The following is a 20,373-nucleotide window of genomic DNA, read 5'->3' as shown; positions in this document are numbered from 1 at the left end:
CGCTTAAATCAAACCCCAAACCGAGCCGGAAACTCCAATCTTCAAAAACACAAATAGTCTCAAATCATTCGACGACGGACACACCTCACTGCCCGGGTCGAAATCGAGGTCTTCCCAGGGGCCGTAGCGCTCCAGCACGCGGTAGGTCAGACCGGCCTGGCGGTCAGCCTGGCGATGTACCGGATCGCGCAAGCTCCGATTGCGCCTCGCCATGCGATCAAGGTTCTCGATCTCCTCGCGCATCGCCTCGATTTCGAGGGCGAAGATCCTGGTCAGCTGTTCTTTCGTTGCCATCCGCGCCTTGGGGACAAGTTTCAACTGCAAAAGCATCGCGTTCAGGCGACGCGCCACCACAGACGCCTTTTTACGGTCAGACAGGCGAAGACTCAATGAGAGTCGAGCGTTCCTGCCCGCAGCATCAAAGTCTGCCGGAATGCGCGCCCGCCAATAGAAGACCGGTCCGCGCAAGACGAGGTTCTCGACCTGGTGCCGTCGCAGTGCCATCCGCTCTTGCTTCCCTCCAGCCCGGAGGCGATTGGGCATCACCTGTGGGCATCAGTTGCAGATGGCGCGGCAGAGCCGAACCAACAGGCGGAAAAGGTCAGCAATTTCAAGGAGGCTGAAAGGAAATGGCTGGGGGACCTGGATTCGAACCAAGACTAACGGAGTCAGAGTCCGCTGTTCTACCCTTAAACTATCCCCCAGCAGGGATTTGCAAAAACCGGCCATCTTGCCGTTTGCATGTGTCTCAGAAGCAGCTGCTTCATTGTGAGCGGTCTCCATCTAGCGAAGCAGAAGGGCGAAAGCAACCCCTTTCTTGCAAAAAAAGTACAGAAAATGTGTTGTTTTTCAAACCGGCTTTTCCGTTAGCGAAAAGGCAAGGCTTAACCGTGTCAGGATAATGAGTGTGAAGTCTGTTTGTGGGGTGGCAGAGCAAGGGGAAGGGTGGCTGATTCTGCCCGTATGGCGAAATGGCTGAACGGGAGCGACGGTCGCATGGAATCAAAAAGGCCCGGTTCGCCAAAGCCGAACCGGGCAAGAAGCAGGCTGGCCGATGGAGGTCGGCTATGAAGGTGGCGCCTGCCAGATGAAACTCACGCTAACCGCCTATCGGTCAGAATCGGACACATCAGAATTGCCGCTTGCGGCGGGCAAGCCTGCTCAACACGCTTGTAGCGTCTTCGCCGCCGTTGCAGTACAATGCTGTGTAAATGTCGCCACGATGCAGCCCCAAATCACGCAACATGTGGTCGTCGAACTCGCTCAGTTTGCGCACTTGCCAGAGATGCTCAGCCAATTTCCAGCGACGTGCAACAGTCGAGCGGATGGTCTGGCCAAAGGGGGCAAGCCCACGCTTCAGTTCGCCTGACTGCGCTGCCATTGATCTGCTCATCGTTGTCATCGTCGTTCTCCTTCAAGTGCTTTTGCATGCTATGCCGGGTCTGTCTGACCTTTCACGTTTGGCTGACCTGTCGATCTGTTCAGGGTTTTGAATTCATGCATGTTTTTCTCCCATGAATGCCATGTTGTTCTTGGGCAAACGTCGTCCCTCAGTCTTCCCGTAAGAAGGAAAGCGCATTTTCAGTCCGGGATATTGAATCCGGTTGCTGATCAGGTGCCGGGGCAGAGGGCGAGTATTCCTATGCAATGAATAGATTGATTATTCCAACGAATGTTTTAAATATGAAACTTCAATATTTGTGATGGATGGCGCAAATGGGTACCCCTCTCGATCTCGATCAGCTGCAAACTTTCGTTGCAATTGCCGATACGAACAGTTTTACCCGTGCTGCAGATGCGGTTTTCAAGACGCAATCGGCGGTTTCCATGCAGATGCGGCGTCTGGAAGAGCGCATCGGCAAGCCGCTGTTTGAGCGCGATGGCCGCACCAACCGGCTTACAGAGGATGGCGAAAAGCTGCTGCTTTATGCGCGCAAGATGTTGCAGCTCAACAATGAAACGATTGCTGCCTTTGATGATACGCAACTGGCTGGCCATGTGCGTATTGGAACGCCGGATGATTATGCCGACCGGTTCCTGCCGGAAATCATGGCGCGTTTTTCCCGCTCCAATCCGCGTGTGGAGCTTTCGGTTGTATGTGAGCCGACGGTCAATCTGGATGAGATGATTCGCAAGGGCATGCTCGACATTGCGCTTGTTACGCAATGTGATGACAAGCGCCGCTCGGAGGTGGTGCGCACCGAGCCGCTGCTATGGGTGACATCGGCCAATCATTCCGTGCATGAGGAGGCTGTAGTACCGCTTGCGGTCGGCCGGCCAACCTGTGTCTGGCGGCAGTCGGCCATTGATGTGCTTGAGGCGGCACGGCGTGATTATCGCATCACGATCACAAGCTGGTCGGCGACGGTTTTGACGGCTGCCGTGCTGGCGGGGCTGGCTGTATCCGTTCTGCCTGAATGTGCGCTGCGACCGGGCATGCGGGTTCTGGGTGAGGCTGAAGGCTTTGGTGCGCTGCCGCCTGTAGCGATTGGCATCATGCGCGGGCACACAAAACCGAATCCGACTGTTGATGCACTGGCACAGTATATTATCGATAGTCTGGACAATATTTCCATGCCCCAGTCGGCTGCTCTTGCCTCGGGAGAGGTAGCGGCCTTTCCTGCATTGCGTCATCGGCGGGTGCGTGGAGCGGAACTTGCATCGGGCTGGTGAGACAATGCGCAATCCGGGGTGAAATGACGGTTATGTGCTTGACCTGCCATGATGAATGGTTGCCAATAATGAAATGAGCATGGCTAGCGATTCGCCTTTTTTCGGCAAACAGTCCAATGTGGCCGAATATAGTGTGTCCGAGATCTCCGGTGCGTTGAAGCGTACGGTGGAGGATACGTTTGGCCATGTGCGCGTGCGCGGCGAAATTTCCGGCTATCGCGGGCCACATTCATCAGGTCACGCCTATTTTGCCCTGAAAGATGACCGTGCGCGGCTGGAAGCCGTGATCTGGCGCGGCACGATGGCGCGTCTGCGTTTCCTGCCTGAAGAGGGCATGGAGGTGATCGCCACCGGCAAGCTCACAACCTATCCCGGCTCGTCCAAATATCAGATCGTCATTGATCAGCTGGAACCGGCAGGGGCCGGTGCGCTGATGGCGCTTCTGGAAGAGCGCAAACGCCGTCTGGCGGCCGAAGGTCTGTTTGACCCGGCAATGAAACAGCTTCTACCCTTCATGCCGCGCGTCATCGGTGTCATCACATCGCCTACTGGCGCAGTGATCCGCGATATTATTCACCGCATTTCTGATCGTTTTCCGCTGCATGTCATTGTCTGGCCGGTAAGGGTGCAGGGCGAGACAACCGGGGCTGAAGTGGCGGCTGCCGTTGCAGGTTTCAATGCGCTTGCACCCGATGGGCCGATACCGCGGCCTGATCTTCTGATCGTTGCGCGTGGTGGCGGCAGTCTGGAAGATCTCTGGGGCTTCAATGATGAAGCCATCGTGCGGGCGGTTGCGGCCTCGCATATTCCGGTCATTTCGGCCGTGGGGCATGAGACCGACTGGACGCTGATTGATCTTGCCGCCGATGTGCGTGCGCCAACGCCAACGGGGGCAGCGGAAATGGCCGTTCCCGTCAAGGCCGATCTGATGGCCACAGTGGCCAGTCAGGCAGCCCGGCTTTCATCAGCGGTCTCACGCTTCATTGATCTCAAACGTCAGGCCTATCGCGCCGCCGTGCGCGCCTTGCCAAGTGCTGATCAGCTGCTTGGCTTGCCGCGCCGGCGTTTTGATGAGGCAGCTTCGCGCCTTGTTCGCGCCCTGTTTGTCAATACGCAGAAAAAGCGCGTTCATTTCGATGGCAGGGCGCGGCAGATTGCGCCACATCTGTTGCTCCGTCGGCTCGGTGAATTTGAACGCCATGTCATGACCATCGGCGCGCGTCTTCCGCGCGGTCTGGAAGCCTATCTGCGGGATCGACGGGCAATCCATGCGCGCATGTCCGACCGCCTCCGGCCGGATGCATTGTTGCAACGCACACGTCAGGCATCCGTGCTGATCGGGCAGCTCGACAGAAGGCGTGATCAGGCGATGTTGTTGTCACTTGAGCGACGCAAGCGCCGGGAGCAGGAATTACAACGCCTCATGCGCAGCCTTTCCTATGAAAGCGTGCTGGATCGCGGATTTGCCGTGGTGTTTGGTGCCGATGGCAAACCGGTCAAAAGTGCGGCCGCGATTGCAAGAGGAGATCATCTGTCGATCAGGCTGCACGATGGCAATGTGTCTGTTACAGCCGATCAGGATGGCAAAAGCGAAGCGGCGGGTTAATCCCGCCGCTGCCTTATTTTAATAGGCATATTTGTCGAATATCGGCTCGACTGAGCCAGCCCATTCGCCGTGATAGGCCTTGAGCATTCTTTCTGCCTCGGTGATGCCGGAATTGACGATTTCCTCCAGCGGGGCGAGGAAGATCGTCTCGTCCTTGCCATCGGCATTGAGCTTGTTGCGGTTGGCAAGGCCAAGTCTGGAAATCTTCAACGTCTCCCGCGCAATCTCTGCAAGCTTCTGGCCACGGAATTCGGTGTTCAGCGCCTTGGCTGGAACTTCATTGCGAAGCTGAAGCACTTCTTCATAAGTCCAGTCCTTGGTCAGTTGTTCGGCTGCATCCAGTGCTTCACTGTCATAAAGCAGGCCGACCCAATAGGCAGGCAGGGCACAGATGCGATTCCATGGACCGCCATCAGCACCACGCATTTCAAGGAAGCGTTTCAGGCGCACTTCGGGAAACAGGGTGGAAAGATGGTTGGTCCAGTCGCCCATGTTCGGCACCGGATCGCTGACTTCACCTTTCAAGGCGCCATTCATGAACTGGCGAAAGGTGACATGGGTGCAATCGTGATAATGGCCATCGCGCAGGATGAAATACATTGGAATGTCGAGCGCCCATTCGACATAATCGGCAAAGCCAAAATTGTCGGCAAAGACGAAAGGCAAGACGCCTGCGCGCTGGTTGTCGGTATCGCGCCAGATATTGGAGCGCCAGGACAAAAGCCCATTCGGTTTGCCCTCGGTGAAGGGGGAGCTGGCAAAAAGGGCGGTTGCCACGGATTGCAGCTTCATGGAAACCTGCATCTTGCGGCGCATATCGGCTTCAGAACCGAAATCGAGATTTACCTGAATGGTTGCAGTGCGATACATCATGTCCAGCCCTTCGTGCCCGACCTTGGGCATGTAGCTGGTCATGATCTTGTAACGTGATTTCGGCATGACAGGCGTTTCGGAGAGTGTCCATTTCGGGCTGGCGCCCATGCCAAGAAAACCGATGCCAAGTGGCTCGGCGATCTCTCGTACCTGTGCCAAATGCGCATTTACCTCGCGACAGGTCTGGTGCAAGGAGGAAACGGCAGCACCGGAAAGCTCGAGCTGGCCACCCGGCTCAAGCGAAATCGCACCCTGTCCGGTCGGCTCAACCAGACCGATAATATTGCCTTCATCAATGATCGGCTCCCAGGCAAGCAGGGTCTGCATGCCTTCAAGGATTGTCCTGATGCCACGTTCGCCTTCATAGGGAACCGGTGTGTGATCCGCCTTGTAGAAGGGAAATTTCTCGTGTTCCGTGCCGATACGCCAAGATTCTTTCGGCTTGCAGCCGCTCGCAAGATAGGCCGCGAGTTCTTCAACGCCGGTAAGTGCCGTTTCGTCAGTCGTATCGCGCGCCATGCAAACCTTCCTAGTCCTGTCTGTTATCCTTGGGTGATTGGACAAATTTGGCGCATTACGCAAGTCAATTTGATTGAAGCTTGATAAGCGACTGCGCCAATCTATCCCTCTTTCCAGTCCCCAAGTACTGCCTGCAGCAAGGCCAGGGCCGCGACGGCTGCCGTATCGGCACGCAGGATACGCGGTCCAAGCGGAATGGGCGTGACAAAGGGGAGGTTGCGCAATTTTTGCCGTTCTTCTTCCGAAAAGCCGCCCTCCGGACCGATCAGAACGGCAAGCGGGCCGCGTTCAAGGCGGTTCAGAATGACAAGCGGATCATTGCTGTCATGGCCCTCGTCGCAAAAGATCAGGCGGCGTGAATGATTCCATTCATTGATGAAACGTTCAAAGCGCATTGGCGCGCGGCATTCCGGCACGGCAAGCACGCCACATTGTTCGGCCGCTTCAATGGCGTTCGCCCTGATGCGGTCAACGCCGAGTTTTGGCACCTGTGTGTGCTGGGTGATGACCGGCTGCAACACGCCAGCCCCCATTTCGACCGCCTTCTGCACCATATAGTCGAGGCGTCCCTGTTTCAGCGGGGCAAAACAATAGACGATGTCGCATGGCTTTTCCTGTGGGCGGGTCTGTTCGAACGGCTCCAGCATCAGCTTCTTCTTGCTGACGGGATCAAGCCGCGCTTTCCATTCGCCGTCGCGTCCGTTGAAGACCAGGATTTCGGCCCCTTCACCGAGACGCAGGACATGGATGAGATAATGCGCAGCCTCAGCCGTTGCCTCAAACGAAGCACCAGCCTGAAGGTCGGCCTCGGTGAACAGTCGTTGCATCTTGTAATTTGCTCGCATGGCCGCATCGATGACAGAGGGCAGGGGACTGGTCAAGCAGATTAGCGCATGCTGCAGGAAGCTGGTCACGCTTGCGGGAAAAGGAGATGCGTCGAAACAGGAATTTGGCGTGTTTTCCCAGTCGGAGAGGAAAGCCCGTTGATACCAGTCATGCTTTGCCGACTGTTCCTTGCGCCACGATCATGCTAGGCATAAATTGCGGTTTGATGGGATGGAGATGCGATGCGCATACTTGTCGTGCAGAATTACGCTGATGCCAATCTGGGCCAGATTGCGTCCGTGCTGGATGAGTCGGCAATGCAGGTTGATCTTCGTCAGGCCTATGCCGGAGCACCGCTGCCACGGAATGATGCTGACTATCATGGGCTGATCGTGCTTGGCGGCGAACAGAATGCGCTTGCTGATGAGCAATATCCCTATTTCCCACCCCTGCTTGAACTGATCCGTGCCTTTGGGGACGCAGACAAATCCGTGCTTGGGATCTGTCTTGGATCGCAGCTTGTTGCCCGCGCCTATGGGGGTGAGAATGTGCTGAACCGACCGATCGAGTTTGGCTGGAAGGAAGTGCGCTTGACGGATGCAGGACAAAAAGACCCCGTCCTGTCGGCTGCTCCTTCGGCATTTCAGACATTTCACTGGCATCGCGACAGTTTCAGCCTACCAGAAGGGGCGGTGCATCTGGCTCAAAGTGCCATGACGCCCAATCAGGCTTTCCGGCTGGGGCGCGCGGTTTATGCGACGCAGTTTCATTTTGAGGCTGACGCCAGACTTGTCAGTTGCTGGGCCGGGAAATATGCAGATTTCATCGAATCAGTCGAACCCGGCTGGACCGGCCGCTTTACTGACATGCTGCGGCATGAGGGAGCAAAGGCGGATGAAGTCGGTCGCGCTCTCGCGCACGCCTGGGTGGCGACGGTGGGAGGCGGATGATTGCGTTGCTGCTTTGCCACAGAGCGCAACCATTTCCGTTTTCTCCCGATGAAATGGCACGCCGTTTAGTTGCAGGTAACCATTTACAGGTGTAGTTGAACCGCGTCTTTCGAACAGCAGCACGACGCTCAACTGGCGTATATGGCACGGCGGTTCGTGGACGATGTGTAAACGGTAGCTGCCGAAAGAGTTTCCGAAAATGTCCGCTAAGAAAGCCGCCCTCCTGACTGTCCTGATGGTTTCAGGCATCATTTTCATGGCCGCAGGCCTTTATTCGGTCGATGCGAGCGGCCATGTCGCTTCAAGCGACGGTTACGGCATTTCCAGCACGCGCTGATCAGCTCTGGTTTCTGTCTGGTGTGGCATGGCTCTCCCAATAGGGCACGGGGCCATAAATCTCTGCCAGATAGTCGATGAACAGCCGCACCTTGGCCGGCAGAAACTGGCGCGACGGATACACCGCATAAAGCGCGACATTGCGCGATGCGGTATAATCGGGCAGCACCCGCACGAGCCTGCCGGCCGCAAGATCGGGGCCAATATCCCAAGTTGAACGCTGTGCAATGCCAAGGCCGGCCAGCACGGCCTCGCGCACCAATTCGCTTGAATTGGTCTGTAGCGGCCCGGTCGGGCGATAGACAACCGCACCTTGCGGGCCTTCCAGCCGCCACGGGTCATTATTATGTGCGGCCAGACAGACATGATTGTCGAGATCTTCGATCGTCCTGGGCATGCCGCGCTCGGCAATATAGCTGGGTGCGGCAACCAATATGCGGTGCACGGGGGCAAGCCGCCTTGCGACCAGGGTTGAGTCGGACAATTCGCCAATGCGGATTGCCAGATCATAGCCATCGCCGACAATATCCACCATTTCATCCGAAAGCTGCATATTGACGGTGAGTCCCGGATTGGCCTTCATGAAAGGCACCAGATAAGGCGCGATATGCATGCGGCCGAAGGATGTGGGTGCCGAGATCTTGAGCGTGCCACGCGCATCTTCCGCGCGCCGGGCAAGAAAGGCTTCTGCTTCTTCAATGTCTGAGAGAATGGCCTGTACCCGCTCATAATAGCCCTGTCCATCTTCAGTCAGCGCGATTTTGCGCGTGGTGCGCTGGAGAAGACGTGTGCCAAGGCGATCTTCCAGCCTGCCCAGACGCTTTGAGACGACCGCAGGTGACAGGCCAAGGTCGCGCGCGGCTGCTGACATGCTGCCCGTTGTCACGACACGGGCAAAAATCTCCATATCAGCCAGATTGCTCATCATGGGTCTCACAACAGGTTCAGGCCTTGTTTCGTATCAGCCTATTGCAGAGCGGAATCATGCGCAATGCTTGAACCCTGTTTGGCCTGCGGCGAACATTGTTTTCGCCTGCCCAACAGGCTTTAGCCTTCTCGCAAGGAAACATGTAAGGCGCTATAGATCCCGTACAAGCAGTTCCAGGGAAAGTGGGTGCCGATTTTCTGTCAGGAACTGCGCTAAAACAATATGTTGGTGCAATCAGGGTTTTCGTGAAATCCTGTATTGCTCTAATGTGAAGGGATGCACCCTGCGGGTCAACAGTTCGGGAGAGCAGGATGAGCAGATTGATCATGCCAGAGCCGGATGCCAATGTCCTGGCAAAGAGGGCTGCGATCATTGCCGATTTGCGCGCAATCGTGCCGGGGGAGGGCGTGATTGACAGTGCCACTGCGATGAAGGTGTTTGAAACCGACGCGCTGACTGCGCATCGCGCACTGCCGCTGGTCGTTGTCCTGCCTGAAACGGTCGAGCAGGTATCAAAAATCCTGCGCTATTGTCATGAAAACTCAATCCGTGTTGTGCCGCGCGGTGCGGGCACATCGCTTTCCGGTGGCTCCATGCCATTGCAGGATGCGGTGCTTCTGGTCATGTCGCGCTTCAACCGCATTCTCGAAATCGATTATCCAAACCGTGTCGCGGTCGTGCAGCCGGGAGTGACCAATCTTGGCATCACCAGGGCGGTTGAGCATGAAGGTTTTTATTATGCGCCGGATCCGTCTTCGCAGATTGCCTGTTCGATTGGCGGCAATGTGGCGGAAAATGCCGGCGGCGTGCATTGCCTGAAATATGGGCTCACAGCCAATAATCTGCTTGGCCTTGAAATGGTGCTGATCACTGGCGAGGTGGTGCGTCTTGGCGGCAAGCATCTTGATGCGGAAGGCTATGATTTTCTGGGGCTGATGACGGGTTCGGAAGGGCTGCTTGGCGTTGTTACCGAAGTGAGCGTCCGCATCCTGCAAAAGCCTGAAACCGCGCGCGCGGTGATGATTGGTTTCCCGTCCAGTGAGGCAGCAGGCCGCTGTGTCGCCGATATTATTGGTGCAGGCATTATTCCGGGCGGCATGGAGATGATGGATCGCCCGGCCATCAGGGCGGCGGAAGATTTTGTGCAGGTTGGCTATCCGCTGGATGTGGAAGCGCTTTTGATTGTTGAACTGGATGGGCCACCGGTTGAGGTCGATTATCTGATCAGCCGTGTTGAGGCGATTGCGCAGCAGAATGGAGCAAGCAGCTGCACCCTGTCGCAATCGGAAGAACAGCGGCTTGCCTTCTGGGCGGGGCGCAAGGCGGCGTTTCCGGCTGTGGGGCGCATCTCGCCGGATTATCTGTGCATGGATGGCACGATACCGCGCAAAGAGCTGCCGCGTGTGCTGACCGGCATGCGCGAATTGTCGGAAAAATATGGGCTGCGCGTTGCCAATGTTTTCCATGCCGGTGATGGCAATCTGCATCCGCTCATTCTCTATGATGCAAATATTCCGGGGCAATTGGAGGCGGCAGAAAATTTTGGCGCCGATATTCTGCGGCTATGTGTGAAGGTTGGTGGTGTGCTGACCGGCGAACATGGGGTTGGTATTGAAAAACGCGATCTCATGCCGGAAATGTTCAATGAGATGGATCTGAACCAGCAGATACGGGTGAAATGTGCGTTTGACCCGCAGCATCTGCTCAATCCGGGCAAGGTCTTTCCGCAACTGCACCGTTGCGCCGAACTTGGCCGCATGCATGTGCATCGCGGCGCGATTGCCTTTCCTGATTTGCCACGGTTTTGATGATGACAGAGCGTGTGATTTTAAAGCCAGCGGATGAGACAGGTGTGCTGGAAAGCGTGCAATGGGCGCTTGCCACGAAAAATCCGCTGGAAATCATTGGTCATGGTTCAAAGCGCGGGATTGGTCATGTCGTGGCAGCAGGACATGTGCTTGACCTGTCTGCCTTGTCGGGTGTTACGCTTTATGAGCCGGAAGAGCTGGTGCTTTCAGCCAAGGCCGGAACGCCGCTTGCCGAGATTGAAACGCTTCTGGCGCAACATGGCCAGTGCCTGCAGTTCGAGCCGATGGATTATGGCCCGCTTTTGTCAGGCGAGGCAGGACGGGGCACGATTGGCGGCGTGCTTGCGGCGAATCTTTCCGGGCCACGCCGGCTGAAATCGGGTGCTGCGCGCGATCATATTCTCGGCGTGCGTGTGGTGTCCGGGCGTGGCGAATTGTTCAAATCCGGTGGACGTGTGGTGAAAAATGTTACCGGTTATGACCTGTCCAAGGGCATGGCCAATTCCTGGGGCACGCTTGGCGTCCTGACGGAAGTCACCTTCAAGGTTTTGCCAAGGCCGGAAACGGAAGTGACGCTGGCGCTCCGCGGTCTCACCGATGAACAGGCAGCACGCGCCATGGCGCTTGCCATGGGCTCGCGCGAGGAAGTCTCGTCTGCCGCACATTTGCCGCCAACCGTGGCATGGCGTTTTCTGGAAGGAAAACTTGGCGGCGATCCGGCAACATTGCTGCGGCTGGAAGGCTTTGCACCTTCGGTCAAGCATCGCAGCCAGCGTCTGCATGACCTGTTTGGCAATGCCGTGACCATTGATCAGCTTGATGAAACGCAATCTGCCATGATCTGGCGCGAGGTGCGCGATGTCATGCCCTATGTCAAACCGGGTGACCAGCGCGCGATCTGGCGTGTTTCAGTTGCGCCCATGCTGGGCTGGCAGCTGGTCGATGCTTTCCGGCGCCATGCCGGCGTTGATGCCTATTATGACTGGCAGGGTGGGCTTGTCTGGCTCAGAATGGAAGCTGATCCGGAAGCAGAGATCTTGCGCAAGCTGATTGCGGCACTTGGCGGAGGCCATGCGACACTGGTGCGTGCACCGGAAGCAGTGCGTGCACAACTCGACATATTCCAGCCACAGCCAGCTGCCCTTGCTGCCCTGTCGCGGCGGCTGAAACAGCAATTTGACCCGGAGAATATTCTCAATCCGGGGCGCATGTATCGCACGGGAGCCTGAAATTCATGCAGACCCAATTCAGCGCCGATCAATTACGCGATCCAGCCGTGCAGGAAGCGGAAAAGATTTTACGCAAATGCGTGCATTGCGGCTTTTGCACCGCGACCTGTCCGACCTATGTGACGCTTGGCAATGAACTGGACAGCCCGCGCGGGCGCATCTATCTGATCAAGGACATGCTGGAAAATGGCCGTCCGGCCGATGCGGATATCGTGCGCCATATCGACCGCTGCCTGTCCTGTCTTGCCTGCATGACGACCTGTCCATCTGGCGTCAATTATATGCATCTGGTCGATCATGCCCGCGCGCATATTGAGAAAACCTATAGGCGGCCATTCATGGATCGGCTGTTGCGGGCGGTTCTGGCCCATATTCTGCCCTATCCGGCGCGTTTTCGTGCAGCTGTAACCCTTGCAAAATTCGCCCGGCCTTTTGCCGTGCTGTTCAAGAGATCAAAGCCGCTTACCGCCATGCTTCAGCTTGCGCCGCGCCGGTTGCCGAAAGCGCCAGAGACGGTTGCCCCGTCAAAGGGCAGGAAGCGGGTTGCGATCCTTGCCGGCTGTGTGCAGTCCGTGCTTGATCCGGGCATCAATGCTGCAAGCGAACGCCTGCTTGCGCGGCTTGGTGTCGAGGTCGTCAAACCAGACAATGAGGGGTGTTGCGGCGCGCTGGTGCATCATATGGGACGTGAGGAACAGGCGCTGCAGCAGGCAAGACAGAATGTCGATGCCTGGATGCGTCTGATCGAGGATGGTGGTCTTGATGCAATCATTGTGACAGCTTCGGGCTGCGGCACGATGATCAAGGATTATGGCTATATGCTGCGGCTTGATCCGGCCTATCGGGACAAGGCAGCACGGATTTCAGCACTGGCAAAGGACATCACCGAATATCTGGCGGAACTGGATTTGCCACAGCCCAAGACCGCAACCGGCCTGACGGTCGCCTATCATTCGGCCTGTTCCATGCAACATGGCCAGAAAATTGTCGGCCAGCCGAAAGAGCTTTTGACCAAAGCCGGATTTGGCTTGAAGGAGCCGCTGGAAGGGCATTTATGCTGCGGCTCTGCTGGTACCTACAATATTTTCCAGCCGGACATTGCGGAAAAACTTCGCGACCGCAAGATCAAGAATATTGAGGCAACGGGGGCAGTGCTGGTTGCCACCGGCAATATTGGCTGCATGACACAGATTGCCTCTGGCTCGAAACTGCCCATTGTTCATACGGTGGAATTGCTCGACTGGGCCTATGGTGGGCCAAAGCCGCAAGCCCTTGCCAATATCAGCACATGAAAAGCCGGGCAGCGCCCGGCCAATTCATACAGATGAACTCATCCGAGGTTGAAAGTATTCGGGTTTGGCCCGATGCGACCATTCACCTTGTCGAGTTTGGTGATCTGGTCATGTTCGGTGCCATTCAGCTTGAAATCGAAAATGTCGAAATTTTCTCTGATGCGTGATGGGGTCACGGATTTTGGAATGACGATATTGCCGGTTTCAATATGCCAGCGCAGGACAATCTGGGCCGGAGTCTTGCCATGGACGGCGGCAATGTCCTTCAGTACCGGATTGTCCAGGATCTTGCCCTGACCAAGCGGGCTCCATGCTTCGGTGGCAATATGATGCTTGCCATGGAAGATGCGCAGCTCATCCTGCTGGAATTCCGGATGCAGCTCGATCTGGTTCAGCACTGGCGTCACGCCGCTTTCCGTGATCACGCGTTCGAGATCATTGATGCGGAAATTGGAAACGCCGATCGATTTCACCAGCCCCTGTTCCTTGAGCCTGATGAAAGCGCGCCATGTTTCCATGAACAGATCGCGGGTTGGGAGCGGCCAATGGATCAGATAGAGATCAACATAGTCCGTCCCAAGCTTTTTCAGGCTTGTATCAAAGGCTTTCAGTGTTGAATCGTAACCTTGGTCGCTGTTCCAGAGCTTGGTGGTCAGATAGATGTCTTTTCGTGGAATGCCCGATTGCGCAATCGCTTTGCCTACACCTTCCTCATTGCCATAAATGGCAGCAGTGTCGATATGGCGGTAGCCGACAGCGAGTGCTTCACTGACTGCGCTTACGGCCTCATCATTGCCAACCTGCCATACACCAAACCCAAGCTGCGGAATGGAGCTCCCGTCATTGAGCTTCACTGTCGGTACAGCCATTTTCGTCCCTTTCCATCACTGCACATGCCGATTTCCGGCACGGACCGTCGCACCCTGATGTGCAATGGCGGTCTTATACGCGAACTTCATATCATTGTTGCAACAGGCAGCATAAGTGTGTTCGCGGGAAAAGGGAAAGCCCCCTTTTTCATCTTTACAGGATCTATCAGTATTATTTTGGGTTCTGCCGTCGTTATTATCGAACGATAACCCGTGTGCCGACCGGAACGCGCTCATAAAGATCGATCACATCTTCATTCCGCATTCTGAAACAGCCAGATGATTGGGCTGTGCCAATGGTCCATGGTTGATTTGTGCCATGGATGCGGAAGAGGGACGAGCCGAGATAAAGCGCACGCGCACCAAGCGGATTGTTTGGCCCACCCTTCATATGGGCCGGCAGAAGGCGCCCCTTGAGCCGTTCACGTGCAATCATGCGGGCGGGTGGTGTCCATGATGGCCATTTGGCCTTGCGGCTGACAATTTGTGTGCCGCGCCAGGTAAAGCCCTGCCGGCCAACGCCAATGCCATAGCGGCGCGCCTTGCCATTGCCTTCTACGAGATAAAGAAAACGGTTGGCCGTGTCGACAACGATCGTTCCAGGCTTTTCAGGCCCGGAATAGGAAACCACCTGCGGCAGGAATTTCGAGTCAAGCCCGCCTTTGCGCTTGTTCCTGGACGGATTGACGGCCGGACGCTGAAGATTCGCTGACGGGGTTTTCGCTTCTTTCTCTTTTCTTGAAGAGCCCAAGAGACTTTCGCTCATGGGCTGAACGCCGAGCTGGGCCATATATATCGGCTCTTCCTGTACAGGTGAGCTGAAGGCTGTTGCCGTCCCCATTCCGGCAAGCAGGATTGCTGTCATAAATCCTGCCAGAAAGCGTTTGCACCTATGCATGACTTACCCCATTTGTCATAATGCAAATGCGCCTGTCTTTCATCCATTATATATCTGTTGACGGTACTTGTCAGTACGGCGCACCCATAAATTGTCTCAAGGATTGAGTCACACGGTAGAATCGTAAAAGTAAACATTGCGTGCCACGCGGCGTGGCTGGCAGAAAATGTCATTTCGTCGTTAACGGTTTATTGGAAAACATGGTTACTCAGACCTGAAAGGCAGAGCAGGGCATGAATGAAATGGCTCCTTCCAAAGACGCATTGATGACATGCAGCGATGGCCGGATCCGCTGTTTCTGGCCAGGAGAATTTCCGGATTACCAGCGCTATCATGATGAAGAATGGGGCGTGCCAGTTGCTGATGACCGCCGCCTGTTTGAGAAGATCTGTCTTGAGGGTTTTCAGTGTGGCCTGTCGTGGCTGACCATCCTGCGCAAGCGCGAAAATTTTCGCAAAGCTTTTGACAATTTCGATTTTTCCCGGATCGCGCTTTATGATGAACGCGATATTGAGCGACTGATGCAGGACAAGGGCATTGTCCGCCACCGTGGCAAGATCGTTTCCGTGATCAACAATGCCCGCCGCGCGCTCGAACTGGTCAAGGAAAAAGGCTCGCTTGCTGCCTATTTCTGGTCCTTCGAACCGGGCAGTGACGAACGGCCCGCGACGGTCGATTATGCCACGCTGGTCGCCAATTCCAAAACTGCAACCTCGGTCCGGATTTCCAAGGACCTGAAAAGACGCGGCTGGTCATTTGTCGGCCCCACAACGATCTATGCCTTCATGCAGGCCATGGGGCAGGTCAACGACCATATTGAAGGCTGTTATTGCCGGCAACATATTGAAATTCTTCGTCAAGCATTCATTCGGCCTAGCTAATATTTGCACTAGACGCTCAATGGCGCATTTGTAACAACTGTCCTGCCCGAAAGGGGGACAGTCATGGACACTGCATCACTCCTCACCTTTGCAGGTGTTTTGTTTGTCGTTGCTGCATTGCCGGGGCCAAACATAGGCGCGTTGGTTGCACGTGTTCTGATTTGCGGGTGTAGAGGGGTGTGGTCTTTCGTGCTTGGCTTATGGATTGGCGATGCTTTCTGGCTGACGCTTGCAGTCTTTGGTGTCGCGGCCATTGCCAATATGTTTTATACAGCATTCCTGATACTCAAATGGGCTGGCATCCTTTATCTCGTCTTTCTGGCCTGGAAAATGTGGATGTCGCCTGTCGAACACCATGAGGGGGATCGTCCGCTCACCAGAGACAAGGAAGCCGGCAAGCTGTTCATGAGTGCGCTTGCAGTGACACTGGGCAATCCGAAGATCATGGTGTTCTATCTGGCCGTTCTGCCGACGAACATCGACATTTCTGAAATTACCATCATCGACTGGCTGGAAATGCTCACGTTGATGTTCCTGATTCTGGCCCCGGTCTATGGCGGCTGGATTGTTCTGGCAGCACAGGCTCGGCGTCTGTTGCGCAATCCACGCGCCATGCGCATCGCCAATCGCACCAGTGCTGGCCTTATGGCCAGCGTTGCGGCTGCGCTTGCCGCACAATGAAGCATCATCCTGCACTTGCCGCACTGGATTTCATGGAGTAGGAAACCCGCAATGGTTTTGCCGGACAGTTCCGGTTCTCTTTTGAACAAATTCAGCGATCAGGCAGGAAAATGGCCGATAAAGCGGACAAGATGAAAGCGCGGTTGCCGCGCGGGTTTGTTGACCGGACTCCGGACGATCTGCGCGCCGCAGAAAAAATGATGGCGACGATCCGTCAGGTTTATGATCTTTACGGTTTCGAACCGGTGGAAACGCCGCTGGTGGAATATACCGATGCGCTCGGAAAGTTCCTTCCGGATCAGGATCGCCCGAATGAAGGCGTTTTCTCGTTTCAGGATGATGACGAGCAGTGGCTGTCGCTGCGCTATGACCTGACGGCGCCTCTGGCGCGTTATGTTGCAGAGAATTATGAAACGCTGCCAAAGCCTTATCGCAGCTATCGCAATGGCTGGGTGTTCCGTAATGAAAAACCGGGGCCGGGGCGTTTTCGTCAGTTCATGCAGTTTGATGCCGATACGGTCGGAGCGCCGGGCGTTTCGGCTGATGCCGAAATGTGCATGATGATGGCCGATACGCTGGAGCGCCTTGGCATCAGGCGCGGTGACTATGCCATCCGCGTCAATAATCGCAAGGTGCTGGATGGCGTGCTCGATGCCATCGGCCTTGAAGGCGAGGGCAATGCCGCCAAGCGGCTGACGGTGCTGCGTGCCATCGACAAGCTCGACAAGTTCGGCCCTGAAGGGGTGCGGCTTCTGCTTGGCAAGGGCCGTCTTGATGAAAGCGGTGACTTCACCAAGGGTGCAGAATTGCCGCAAGAGGCGATTGAAAAAGTGCTGGCCTTCACCGCTGCCGCGGGCACGGACGGCGCATCGACCATTGCCAATCTGCGTGCGGTCGTTGCCGGCAATGCCAAGGGCGAGGAAGGAGTCAACGAACTGGCTGAAATGCAGGCGCTGTTTGCCGCCGGTGGTTATGAAGGCCGCGTCAGGATCGATCCGTCGGTCGTGCGTGGTCTGGAATATTATACCGGTCCGGTTTTCGAAGCCGAACTCCTGTTCGATGTCACCAATGAGGATGGCCAGAAGGTCGTATTCGGCTCGGTTGGCGGCGGCGGCCGTTATGATGGCCTTGTCTCACGCTTCCGTGGCGAGCCGGTTCCGGCTGTGGGCTTTTCGATCGGTGTTTCGCGCCTGATGACGGCGCTGAAAAACCTCGGCAAGCTGGACGTTTCGGATGTGGTCGGTCCCGTTGTGGTTCTGGTCATGGACAAGGATACGGAAAGTCTCGGCCGTTATCAGAAGATGGTTTCCGATCTGCGTCAGGCCGGGATCCGTGCAGAAATGTATGTCGGCGGTTCTGGCATGAAGGCACAGATGAAATATGCCGACCGTCGTGCCGCGCCTTGTGTGGTCATTCAGGGTTCGCAGGAACGCGAGGCTGGCGAGGTGCAGATCAAGGATCTGATCGAGGGCAAGCGCCTTTCGGCCGAAATCACCGACAATGTCACATGGCGCGAAAGCCGTCCGGCCCAGATTACGGTCAAGGAAGAGCATATGGTTGAAGCCGTGCGTGACATTCTGGCAAGCCAGGCGCGTGACCGCGCCGAGATCGCAAAGTGATCATGACGATGGCTGGAACACGCACATCGCCGATCATTGAGACATTGCGTGCGGCGCTCACCACGCGCGATGCGGAAATGGTCGATATACCGCTTATCCAACCTGCCGATCCATTTCTGGATATGGCGGGCGAGGATCTGCGTCGTCGCATTTTCCTCACTGAAAATGAAAATGGCGACAGTCTTTGTCTACGACCGGAATTCACCATTCCGGTCTGCCGTAACCATATTGCGCTTAATGCCGCAACGCCAAAGCGTTATGCCTATCTCGGCGAGGTCTTCCGCCAGCGTCGTGATGGCATGGCAGAGTTTTTGCAGGCAGGCATTGAGGATCTGGGCGAAAGCGACGAGGCAAAGGCTGATGCGCGTTCTCTGGCCGATGCGCTGGCGCTGATAAAGTCGGTCGCGCCTCAGGCAAGGCTTGAATTCGTGCTGGGTGATCAGTCGGTCTTTGCCGGCATGCTGAAGGCACTTGGCCTGCCGCAGGGTTGGCGCAAGAAGCTTCTGCGTGCCTTTGGTGATGCCAAGACCATGCAGGCTGCCCTTGCGGAACTCACCAGTGGCCAGCGGCGCAATTCGCTGCCACAGCCTCTGGCAGAGCTGGTTGCCGCCGGTGATGAACATGGCCTGGCAAGGCTGCTTGAAGCTGAAATGCGCGAGGCGGGCATTTCGCCGGGCGCGGGTCGCACGCCGGAGGAAATCGCCCGTCGCCTGATCGAGAAGGAAAGCCTGTCTTCGGCAAGATTCTCAACTACGGCACTGGAACTGTTGAAGGCTTTTCTGGCCATTCGGGTGCCTTTGTCACAGGCGGCGGAAACCTTGCGCAGGCTTGCCACCAGCAATCAGCTTGATCTTGATGCGGCCTTGCAGAAATTCGAAGCACGCACGGCTGCGATCGCGGCTGCGGGCATTGATCCCGAAACCATCATCTATGATGCCTCCTTCGGTCGTCCGCTCGATTATTATACCGGCCTTGTTTATGAAATTCGTCATTCGGATGGCACGAAAGTCAATGTGCTTGCCGGTGGCGGTCGCTATGACAGCCTGTTGACCATGCTGGGGGCGGCGGAAGCCATTCCGGGTGTGGGCTTCTCGGTCTGGCTTGACCGGCTTCAGCTTGTTGCAGGAGAACAATCATGAGCGTGACGCTGGCGCTGCCCTCCAAGGGACGGTTGAAAGAGCAGACGCTGCAGATTCTGGCTGGGGCTGGCTACAAGGTCGTGTTGCCGGACGATGATCGCAATTACCGTGCCCGTGTCGAGGGCGATGACGATCTCGACATTCTGTTCCTGTCGGCCTCGGAAATTGCGCGCGAGCTTGGCTATGGCAGCGTTGATCTGGGCGTGACGGGTGAAGATCTTGTGCGCGAAACGCTGGCGCATGCCGATGAGCGCGTGGCAATCGAAGCAGAGCTTGGCTTTGGCCATGCCGATGTGATCGTCGCCGTGCCGGAAGTCTGGCACGATGTCAGTACCATGGCAGATCTGGATGATGTTGCTGCCGATTTTCGTCAGCGTCATGGCCGGCGTCTGCGCATTGCCACCAAATACTGGCGGCTGACGCAGCAGTTCTTTTCACAGAAGCACGGCATTCAGGTCTATCGTATTGTCGAAAGCCTTGGCGCCACGGAAGGCGCGCCGGCAGCAGGTTCTGCCGATATGATCGTCGATATCACCTCGACCGGCTCGACATTGCGCGCCAATCACTTGAAAGTGCTCGAAGACGGTATCATCCTGCGTTCGCAGGCCTGTCTTGTCTCGGCGCGTCGCAGCCATGGCAACCCGAAAGTGGCCGAAGTGGCTGACCGGATCCGGGCAAGTCTTGAAAAATAATCCAGCATTCTGGATTTCTTGAAAAAAGCCGCGCCTTGTGAGCGCGGCTTTTAAATTGAGAAGCGCAGATGCAATCAGTTGCGTTTTGCGTCAATTGAGAGCCGACCTGCACCAAGGATCGACAGAAGGAACAAGCCACCGGCAATAGCCAGATTCTTCTGTGCCATCAGAGCCTGCATGCCTTGCGAGAAATCGAGATGGGCCACCAGAATGGCGCCAATGGTGAAGATGCCAAGGGCAAGTGCGGCAATGCGGGTCTGAAAGCCAATCAGAATGGCAAGGCCACCGAGAAATTCAAGCAGGCCAACAAAAATGGCCGTCACGGTTGGTAGGGGAAGGCCAAGCGAGGCAAAATATTGCGCCGTGCCGGAAATGGCGATGAGCTTGTTGAAGCCTGCAAGAATGAAAAGAATCGAAAGAAAAATGCGGGAAATAAGTATAACACCGCTGTTTGACTGAGTCGTTGATGACATTAAGAGCCCGACCGAAAATTAAGTTGAGCGATTTCAGTAGTTTATGATTCTCTATGTTTACAAAAACTACGGAGGATCAGAT

General features: G+C 56.0%; 20 protein-coding genes and 1 tRNA gene. 12 read left to right on the top strand and 9 right to left on the bottom strand.

Going from position 1 to position 20,373, the window contains the following annotated elements; translation table 11 throughout:
• Window positions 1-3: 3 nt before the first annotated feature.
• The 3 genes from ACFO1V_RS10530 to ACFO1V_RS10520 all read right to left on the bottom strand — a co-directional run bounded on the left by ACFO1V_RS10530 (window position 4) and on the right by ACFO1V_RS10520 (window position 1,402).
• Entirely contained in the window at window positions 4-504 is a 501-nt protein-coding gene (locus tag ACFO1V_RS10530) for a DUF6538 domain-containing protein (RefSeq protein WP_374834162.1), read from the bottom strand.
• Between the two features lie 126 nt (window positions 505-630).
• A tRNA-Gln gene (locus ACFO1V_RS10525) sits at window positions 631-704 on the bottom strand.
• Window positions 705-1,129: 425 nt separating this feature from the next.
• Window positions 1,130-1,402, bottom strand: a complete 273-nt coding sequence (locus ACFO1V_RS10520; protein WP_374834164.1) for a YjiS-like domain-containing protein — start codon at window positions 1,400-1,402, stop codon at window positions 1,130-1,132.
• Between the two features lie 314 nt (window positions 1,403-1,716).
• Here ACFO1V_RS10520 and ACFO1V_RS10515 point away from each other — a divergent pair, with 314 nt between their 5' ends.
• Together ACFO1V_RS10515 and xseA are read left to right on the top strand one after the other, a co-directional pair.
• Complete coding sequence (locus ACFO1V_RS10515) at window positions 1,717-2,673, top strand: LysR substrate-binding domain-containing protein (protein ID WP_374834166.1); 957 nt, start codon at window positions 1,717-1,719, stop codon at window positions 2,671-2,673.
• 79 nt (window positions 2,674-2,752) lie between these two features.
• Window positions 2,753-4,279, top strand: a complete 1,527-nt coding sequence (gene xseA, locus ACFO1V_RS10510; protein ID WP_374834168.1) for an exodeoxyribonuclease VII large subunit — start codon at window positions 2,753-2,755, stop codon at window positions 4,277-4,279.
• A gap of 18 nt (window positions 4,280-4,297) precedes the next feature.
• Here the strand turns inward: xseA and ACFO1V_RS10505 are convergent, their stop codons facing one another.
• Window positions 4,298-5,671 carry a glutamate--cysteine ligase gene (locus ACFO1V_RS10505; protein WP_374834170.1) on the bottom strand — a complete coding sequence of 458 codons (1,374 nt, stop codon included), beginning with the start codon at window positions 5,669-5,671 and terminating at the stop codon, window positions 4,298-4,300.
• A 101-nt stretch (window positions 5,672-5,772) separates the two neighbouring features.
• Window positions 5,773-6,516 (bottom strand): 16S rRNA (uracil(1498)-N(3))-methyltransferase, encoded by a 744-nt coding sequence (locus ACFO1V_RS10500; protein ID WP_374834196.1) that lies wholly within the window; start codon window positions 6,514-6,516, stop codon window positions 5,773-5,775.
• A 222-nt stretch (window positions 6,517-6,738) separates the two neighbouring features.
• Here ACFO1V_RS10500 and ACFO1V_RS10495 point away from each other — a divergent pair, with 222 nt between their 5' ends.
• Both ACFO1V_RS10495 and ACFO1V_RS10490 read left to right on the top strand, forming a co-directional pair.
• Complete coding sequence (locus ACFO1V_RS10495) at window positions 6,739-7,446, top strand: type 1 glutamine amidotransferase (protein ID WP_374834172.1); 708 nt, start codon at window positions 6,739-6,741, stop codon at window positions 7,444-7,446.
• A gap of 199 nt (window positions 7,447-7,645) precedes the next feature.
• The gene (locus ACFO1V_RS10490) at window positions 7,646-7,783 is read left to right on the top strand and encodes a hypothetical protein (protein WP_374834174.1); all 138 of its coding nucleotides are present in this window, start codon (window positions 7,646-7,648) and stop codon (window positions 7,781-7,783) included.
• Here the strand turns inward: ACFO1V_RS10490 and ACFO1V_RS10485 are convergent, their stop codons facing one another.
• Window positions 7,784-8,710 carry a LysR family transcriptional regulator gene (locus ACFO1V_RS10485; protein ID WP_374834176.1) on the bottom strand — a complete coding sequence of 309 codons (927 nt, stop codon included), beginning with the start codon at window positions 8,708-8,710 and terminating at the stop codon, window positions 7,784-7,786.
• A 311-nt stretch (window positions 8,711-9,021) separates the two neighbouring features.
• On the opposite strand from ACFO1V_RS10485, the gene ACFO1V_RS10480 reads away from it, so the two are divergent.
• Genes ACFO1V_RS10480 through glcF form a run of 3 tightly spaced genes read left to right on the top strand, consistent with a single transcriptional unit; the run spans window position 9,022 to window position 13,039 of the window.
• Complete coding sequence (locus tag ACFO1V_RS10480) at window positions 9,022-10,518, top strand: FAD-linked oxidase C-terminal domain-containing protein (RefSeq protein WP_374834178.1); 1,497 nt, start codon at window positions 9,022-9,024, stop codon at window positions 10,516-10,518.
• A gap of 2 nt (window positions 10,519-10,520) precedes the next feature.
• Window positions 10,521-11,747, top strand: coding sequence for a glycolate oxidase subunit GlcE (gene glcE, locus ACFO1V_RS10475; RefSeq protein ID WP_374834180.1), 1,227 nt, complete (start codon window positions 10,521-10,523; stop codon window positions 11,745-11,747).
• Window positions 11,748-11,752: 5 nt separating this feature from the next.
• Window positions 11,753-13,039, top strand: coding sequence for a glycolate oxidase subunit GlcF (gene glcF / locus ACFO1V_RS10470; protein ID WP_374834182.1), 1,287 nt, complete (start codon window positions 11,753-11,755; stop codon window positions 13,037-13,039).
• 38 nt (window positions 13,040-13,077) lie between these two features.
• Here glcF and ACFO1V_RS10465 read toward each other — a convergent pair whose 3' ends face one another.
• A complete protein-coding gene (locus ACFO1V_RS10465) occupies window positions 13,078-13,908 on the bottom strand; it encodes an aldo/keto reductase (RefSeq protein WP_374834184.1) in 831 nt (276 codons plus the stop codon).
• 196 nt (window positions 13,909-14,104) lie between these two features.
• The gene (locus ACFO1V_RS10460) at window positions 14,105-14,773 is read right to left on the bottom strand and encodes a L,D-transpeptidase (RefSeq protein WP_374834186.1); all 669 of its coding nucleotides are present in this window, start codon (window positions 14,771-14,773) and stop codon (window positions 14,105-14,107) included.
• 266 nt (window positions 14,774-15,039) lie between these two features.
• Here ACFO1V_RS10460 and ACFO1V_RS10455 point away from each other — a divergent pair, with 266 nt between their 5' ends.
• The 5 genes from ACFO1V_RS10455 to hisG all read left to right on the top strand — a co-directional run bounded on the left by ACFO1V_RS10455 (window position 15,040) and on the right by hisG (window position 19,818).
• A complete protein-coding gene (locus tag ACFO1V_RS10455) occupies window positions 15,040-15,687 on the top strand; it encodes a DNA-3-methyladenine glycosylase I (protein WP_374834188.1) in 648 nt (215 codons plus the stop codon).
• A gap of 63 nt (window positions 15,688-15,750) precedes the next feature.
• Window positions 15,751-16,368, top strand: coding sequence for a LysE family translocator (locus ACFO1V_RS10450; protein ID WP_374834190.1), 618 nt, complete (start codon window positions 15,751-15,753; stop codon window positions 16,366-16,368).
• A gap of 110 nt (window positions 16,369-16,478) precedes the next feature.
• Entirely contained in the window at window positions 16,479-17,987 is a 1,509-nt protein-coding gene (gene hisS / locus ACFO1V_RS10445; RefSeq protein WP_374834192.1) for a histidine--tRNA ligase, read from the top strand.
• 8 nt (window positions 17,988-17,995) lie between these two features.
• Window positions 17,996-19,126, top strand: coding sequence for an ATP phosphoribosyltransferase regulatory subunit (locus tag ACFO1V_RS10440; protein WP_374834198.1), 1,131 nt, complete (start codon window positions 17,996-17,998; stop codon window positions 19,124-19,126).
• Window positions 19,123-19,818 carry an ATP phosphoribosyltransferase gene (gene hisG, locus ACFO1V_RS10435; RefSeq protein WP_374834194.1) on the top strand — a complete coding sequence of 232 codons (696 nt, stop codon included), beginning with the start codon at window positions 19,123-19,125 and terminating at the stop codon, window positions 19,816-19,818. Before ACFO1V_RS10440 ends, hisG begins: the two co-directional genes overlap by 4 nt.
• A gap of 74 nt (window positions 19,819-19,892) precedes the next feature.
• Here the strand turns inward: hisG and ACFO1V_RS10430 are convergent, their stop codons facing one another.
• A complete protein-coding gene (locus ACFO1V_RS10430) occupies window positions 19,893-20,291 on the bottom strand; it encodes a DoxX family protein (RefSeq protein WP_374834195.1) in 399 nt (132 codons plus the stop codon).
• Window positions 20,292-20,373: the final 82 nt, after the last annotated feature.

It is taken from the genome of Daeguia caeni, from assembly GCF_042653845.1.
GTDB lineage: Bacteria > Pseudomonadota > Alphaproteobacteria > Rhizobiales > Rhizobiaceae > Brucella > Brucella caeni.
The sequence above is the reverse complement of the archived record's forward strand: the minus strand, read 5'-3'. Positions and strand labels throughout refer to the sequence as shown.

Excerpts from the sequence above, each read along its gene's own strand:
- ACFO1V_RS10530 (WP_374834162.1), bottom strand. The coding sequence starts at position 504 with ATGGCACTGCGACGGCACCAGGTCGAGAACCTCGTCTTGCGCGGACCG.
- ACFO1V_RS10520 (WP_374834164.1), bottom strand. The coding sequence starts at position 1,402 with ATGACAACGATGAGCAGATCAATGGCAGCGCAGTCAGGCGAACTGAAG.
- ACFO1V_RS10515 (WP_374834166.1), top strand. The coding sequence starts at position 1,717 with ATGGGTACCCCTCTCGATCTCGATCAGCTGCAAACTTTCGTTGCAATT.
- xseA (WP_374834168.1), top strand. The coding sequence starts at position 2,753 with ATGGCTAGCGATTCGCCTTTTTTCGGCAAACAGTCCAATGTGGCCGAA.
- ACFO1V_RS10505 (WP_374834170.1), bottom strand. The coding sequence starts at position 5,671 with ATGGCGCGCGATACGACTGACGAAACGGCACTTACCGGCGTTGAAGAA.
- ACFO1V_RS10500 (WP_374834196.1), bottom strand. The coding sequence starts at position 6,516 with ATGCGAGCAAATTACAAGATGCAACGACTGTTCACCGAGGCCGACCTT.
- ACFO1V_RS10495 (WP_374834172.1), top strand. The coding sequence starts at position 6,739 with ATGCGCATACTTGTCGTGCAGAATTACGCTGATGCCAATCTGGGCCAG.
- ACFO1V_RS10490 (WP_374834174.1), top strand. The coding sequence starts at position 7,646 with ATGTCCGCTAAGAAAGCCGCCCTCCTGACTGTCCTGATGGTTTCAGGC.
- ACFO1V_RS10485 (WP_374834176.1), bottom strand. The coding sequence starts at position 8,710 with ATGATGAGCAATCTGGCTGATATGGAGATTTTTGCCCGTGTCGTGACA.
- ACFO1V_RS10480 (WP_374834178.1), top strand. The coding sequence starts at position 9,022 with ATGAGCAGATTGATCATGCCAGAGCCGGATGCCAATGTCCTGGCAAAG.
- glcE (WP_374834180.1), top strand. The coding sequence starts at position 10,521 with ATGACAGAGCGTGTGATTTTAAAGCCAGCGGATGAGACAGGTGTGCTG.
- glcF (WP_374834182.1), top strand. The coding sequence starts at position 11,753 with ATGCAGACCCAATTCAGCGCCGATCAATTACGCGATCCAGCCGTGCAG.
- ACFO1V_RS10465 (WP_374834184.1), bottom strand. The coding sequence starts at position 13,908 with ATGGCTGTACCGACAGTGAAGCTCAATGACGGGAGCTCCATTCCGCAG.
- ACFO1V_RS10460 (WP_374834186.1), bottom strand. The coding sequence starts at position 14,773 with ATGACAGCAATCCTGCTTGCCGGAATGGGGACGGCAACAGCCTTCAGC.
- ACFO1V_RS10455 (WP_374834188.1), top strand. The coding sequence starts at position 15,040 with ATGAATGAAATGGCTCCTTCCAAAGACGCATTGATGACATGCAGCGAT.
- ACFO1V_RS10450 (WP_374834190.1), top strand. The coding sequence starts at position 15,751 with ATGGACACTGCATCACTCCTCACCTTTGCAGGTGTTTTGTTTGTCGTT.
- hisS (WP_374834192.1), top strand. The coding sequence starts at position 16,479 with ATGGCCGATAAAGCGGACAAGATGAAAGCGCGGTTGCCGCGCGGGTTT.
- ACFO1V_RS10440 (WP_374834198.1), top strand. The coding sequence starts at position 17,996 with ATGGCTGGAACACGCACATCGCCGATCATTGAGACATTGCGTGCGGCG.
- hisG (WP_374834194.1), top strand. The coding sequence starts at position 19,123 with ATGAGCGTGACGCTGGCGCTGCCCTCCAAGGGACGGTTGAAAGAGCAG.
- ACFO1V_RS10430 (WP_374834195.1), bottom strand. The coding sequence starts at position 20,291 with ATGTCATCAACGACTCAGTCAAACAGCGGTGTTATACTTATTTCCCGC.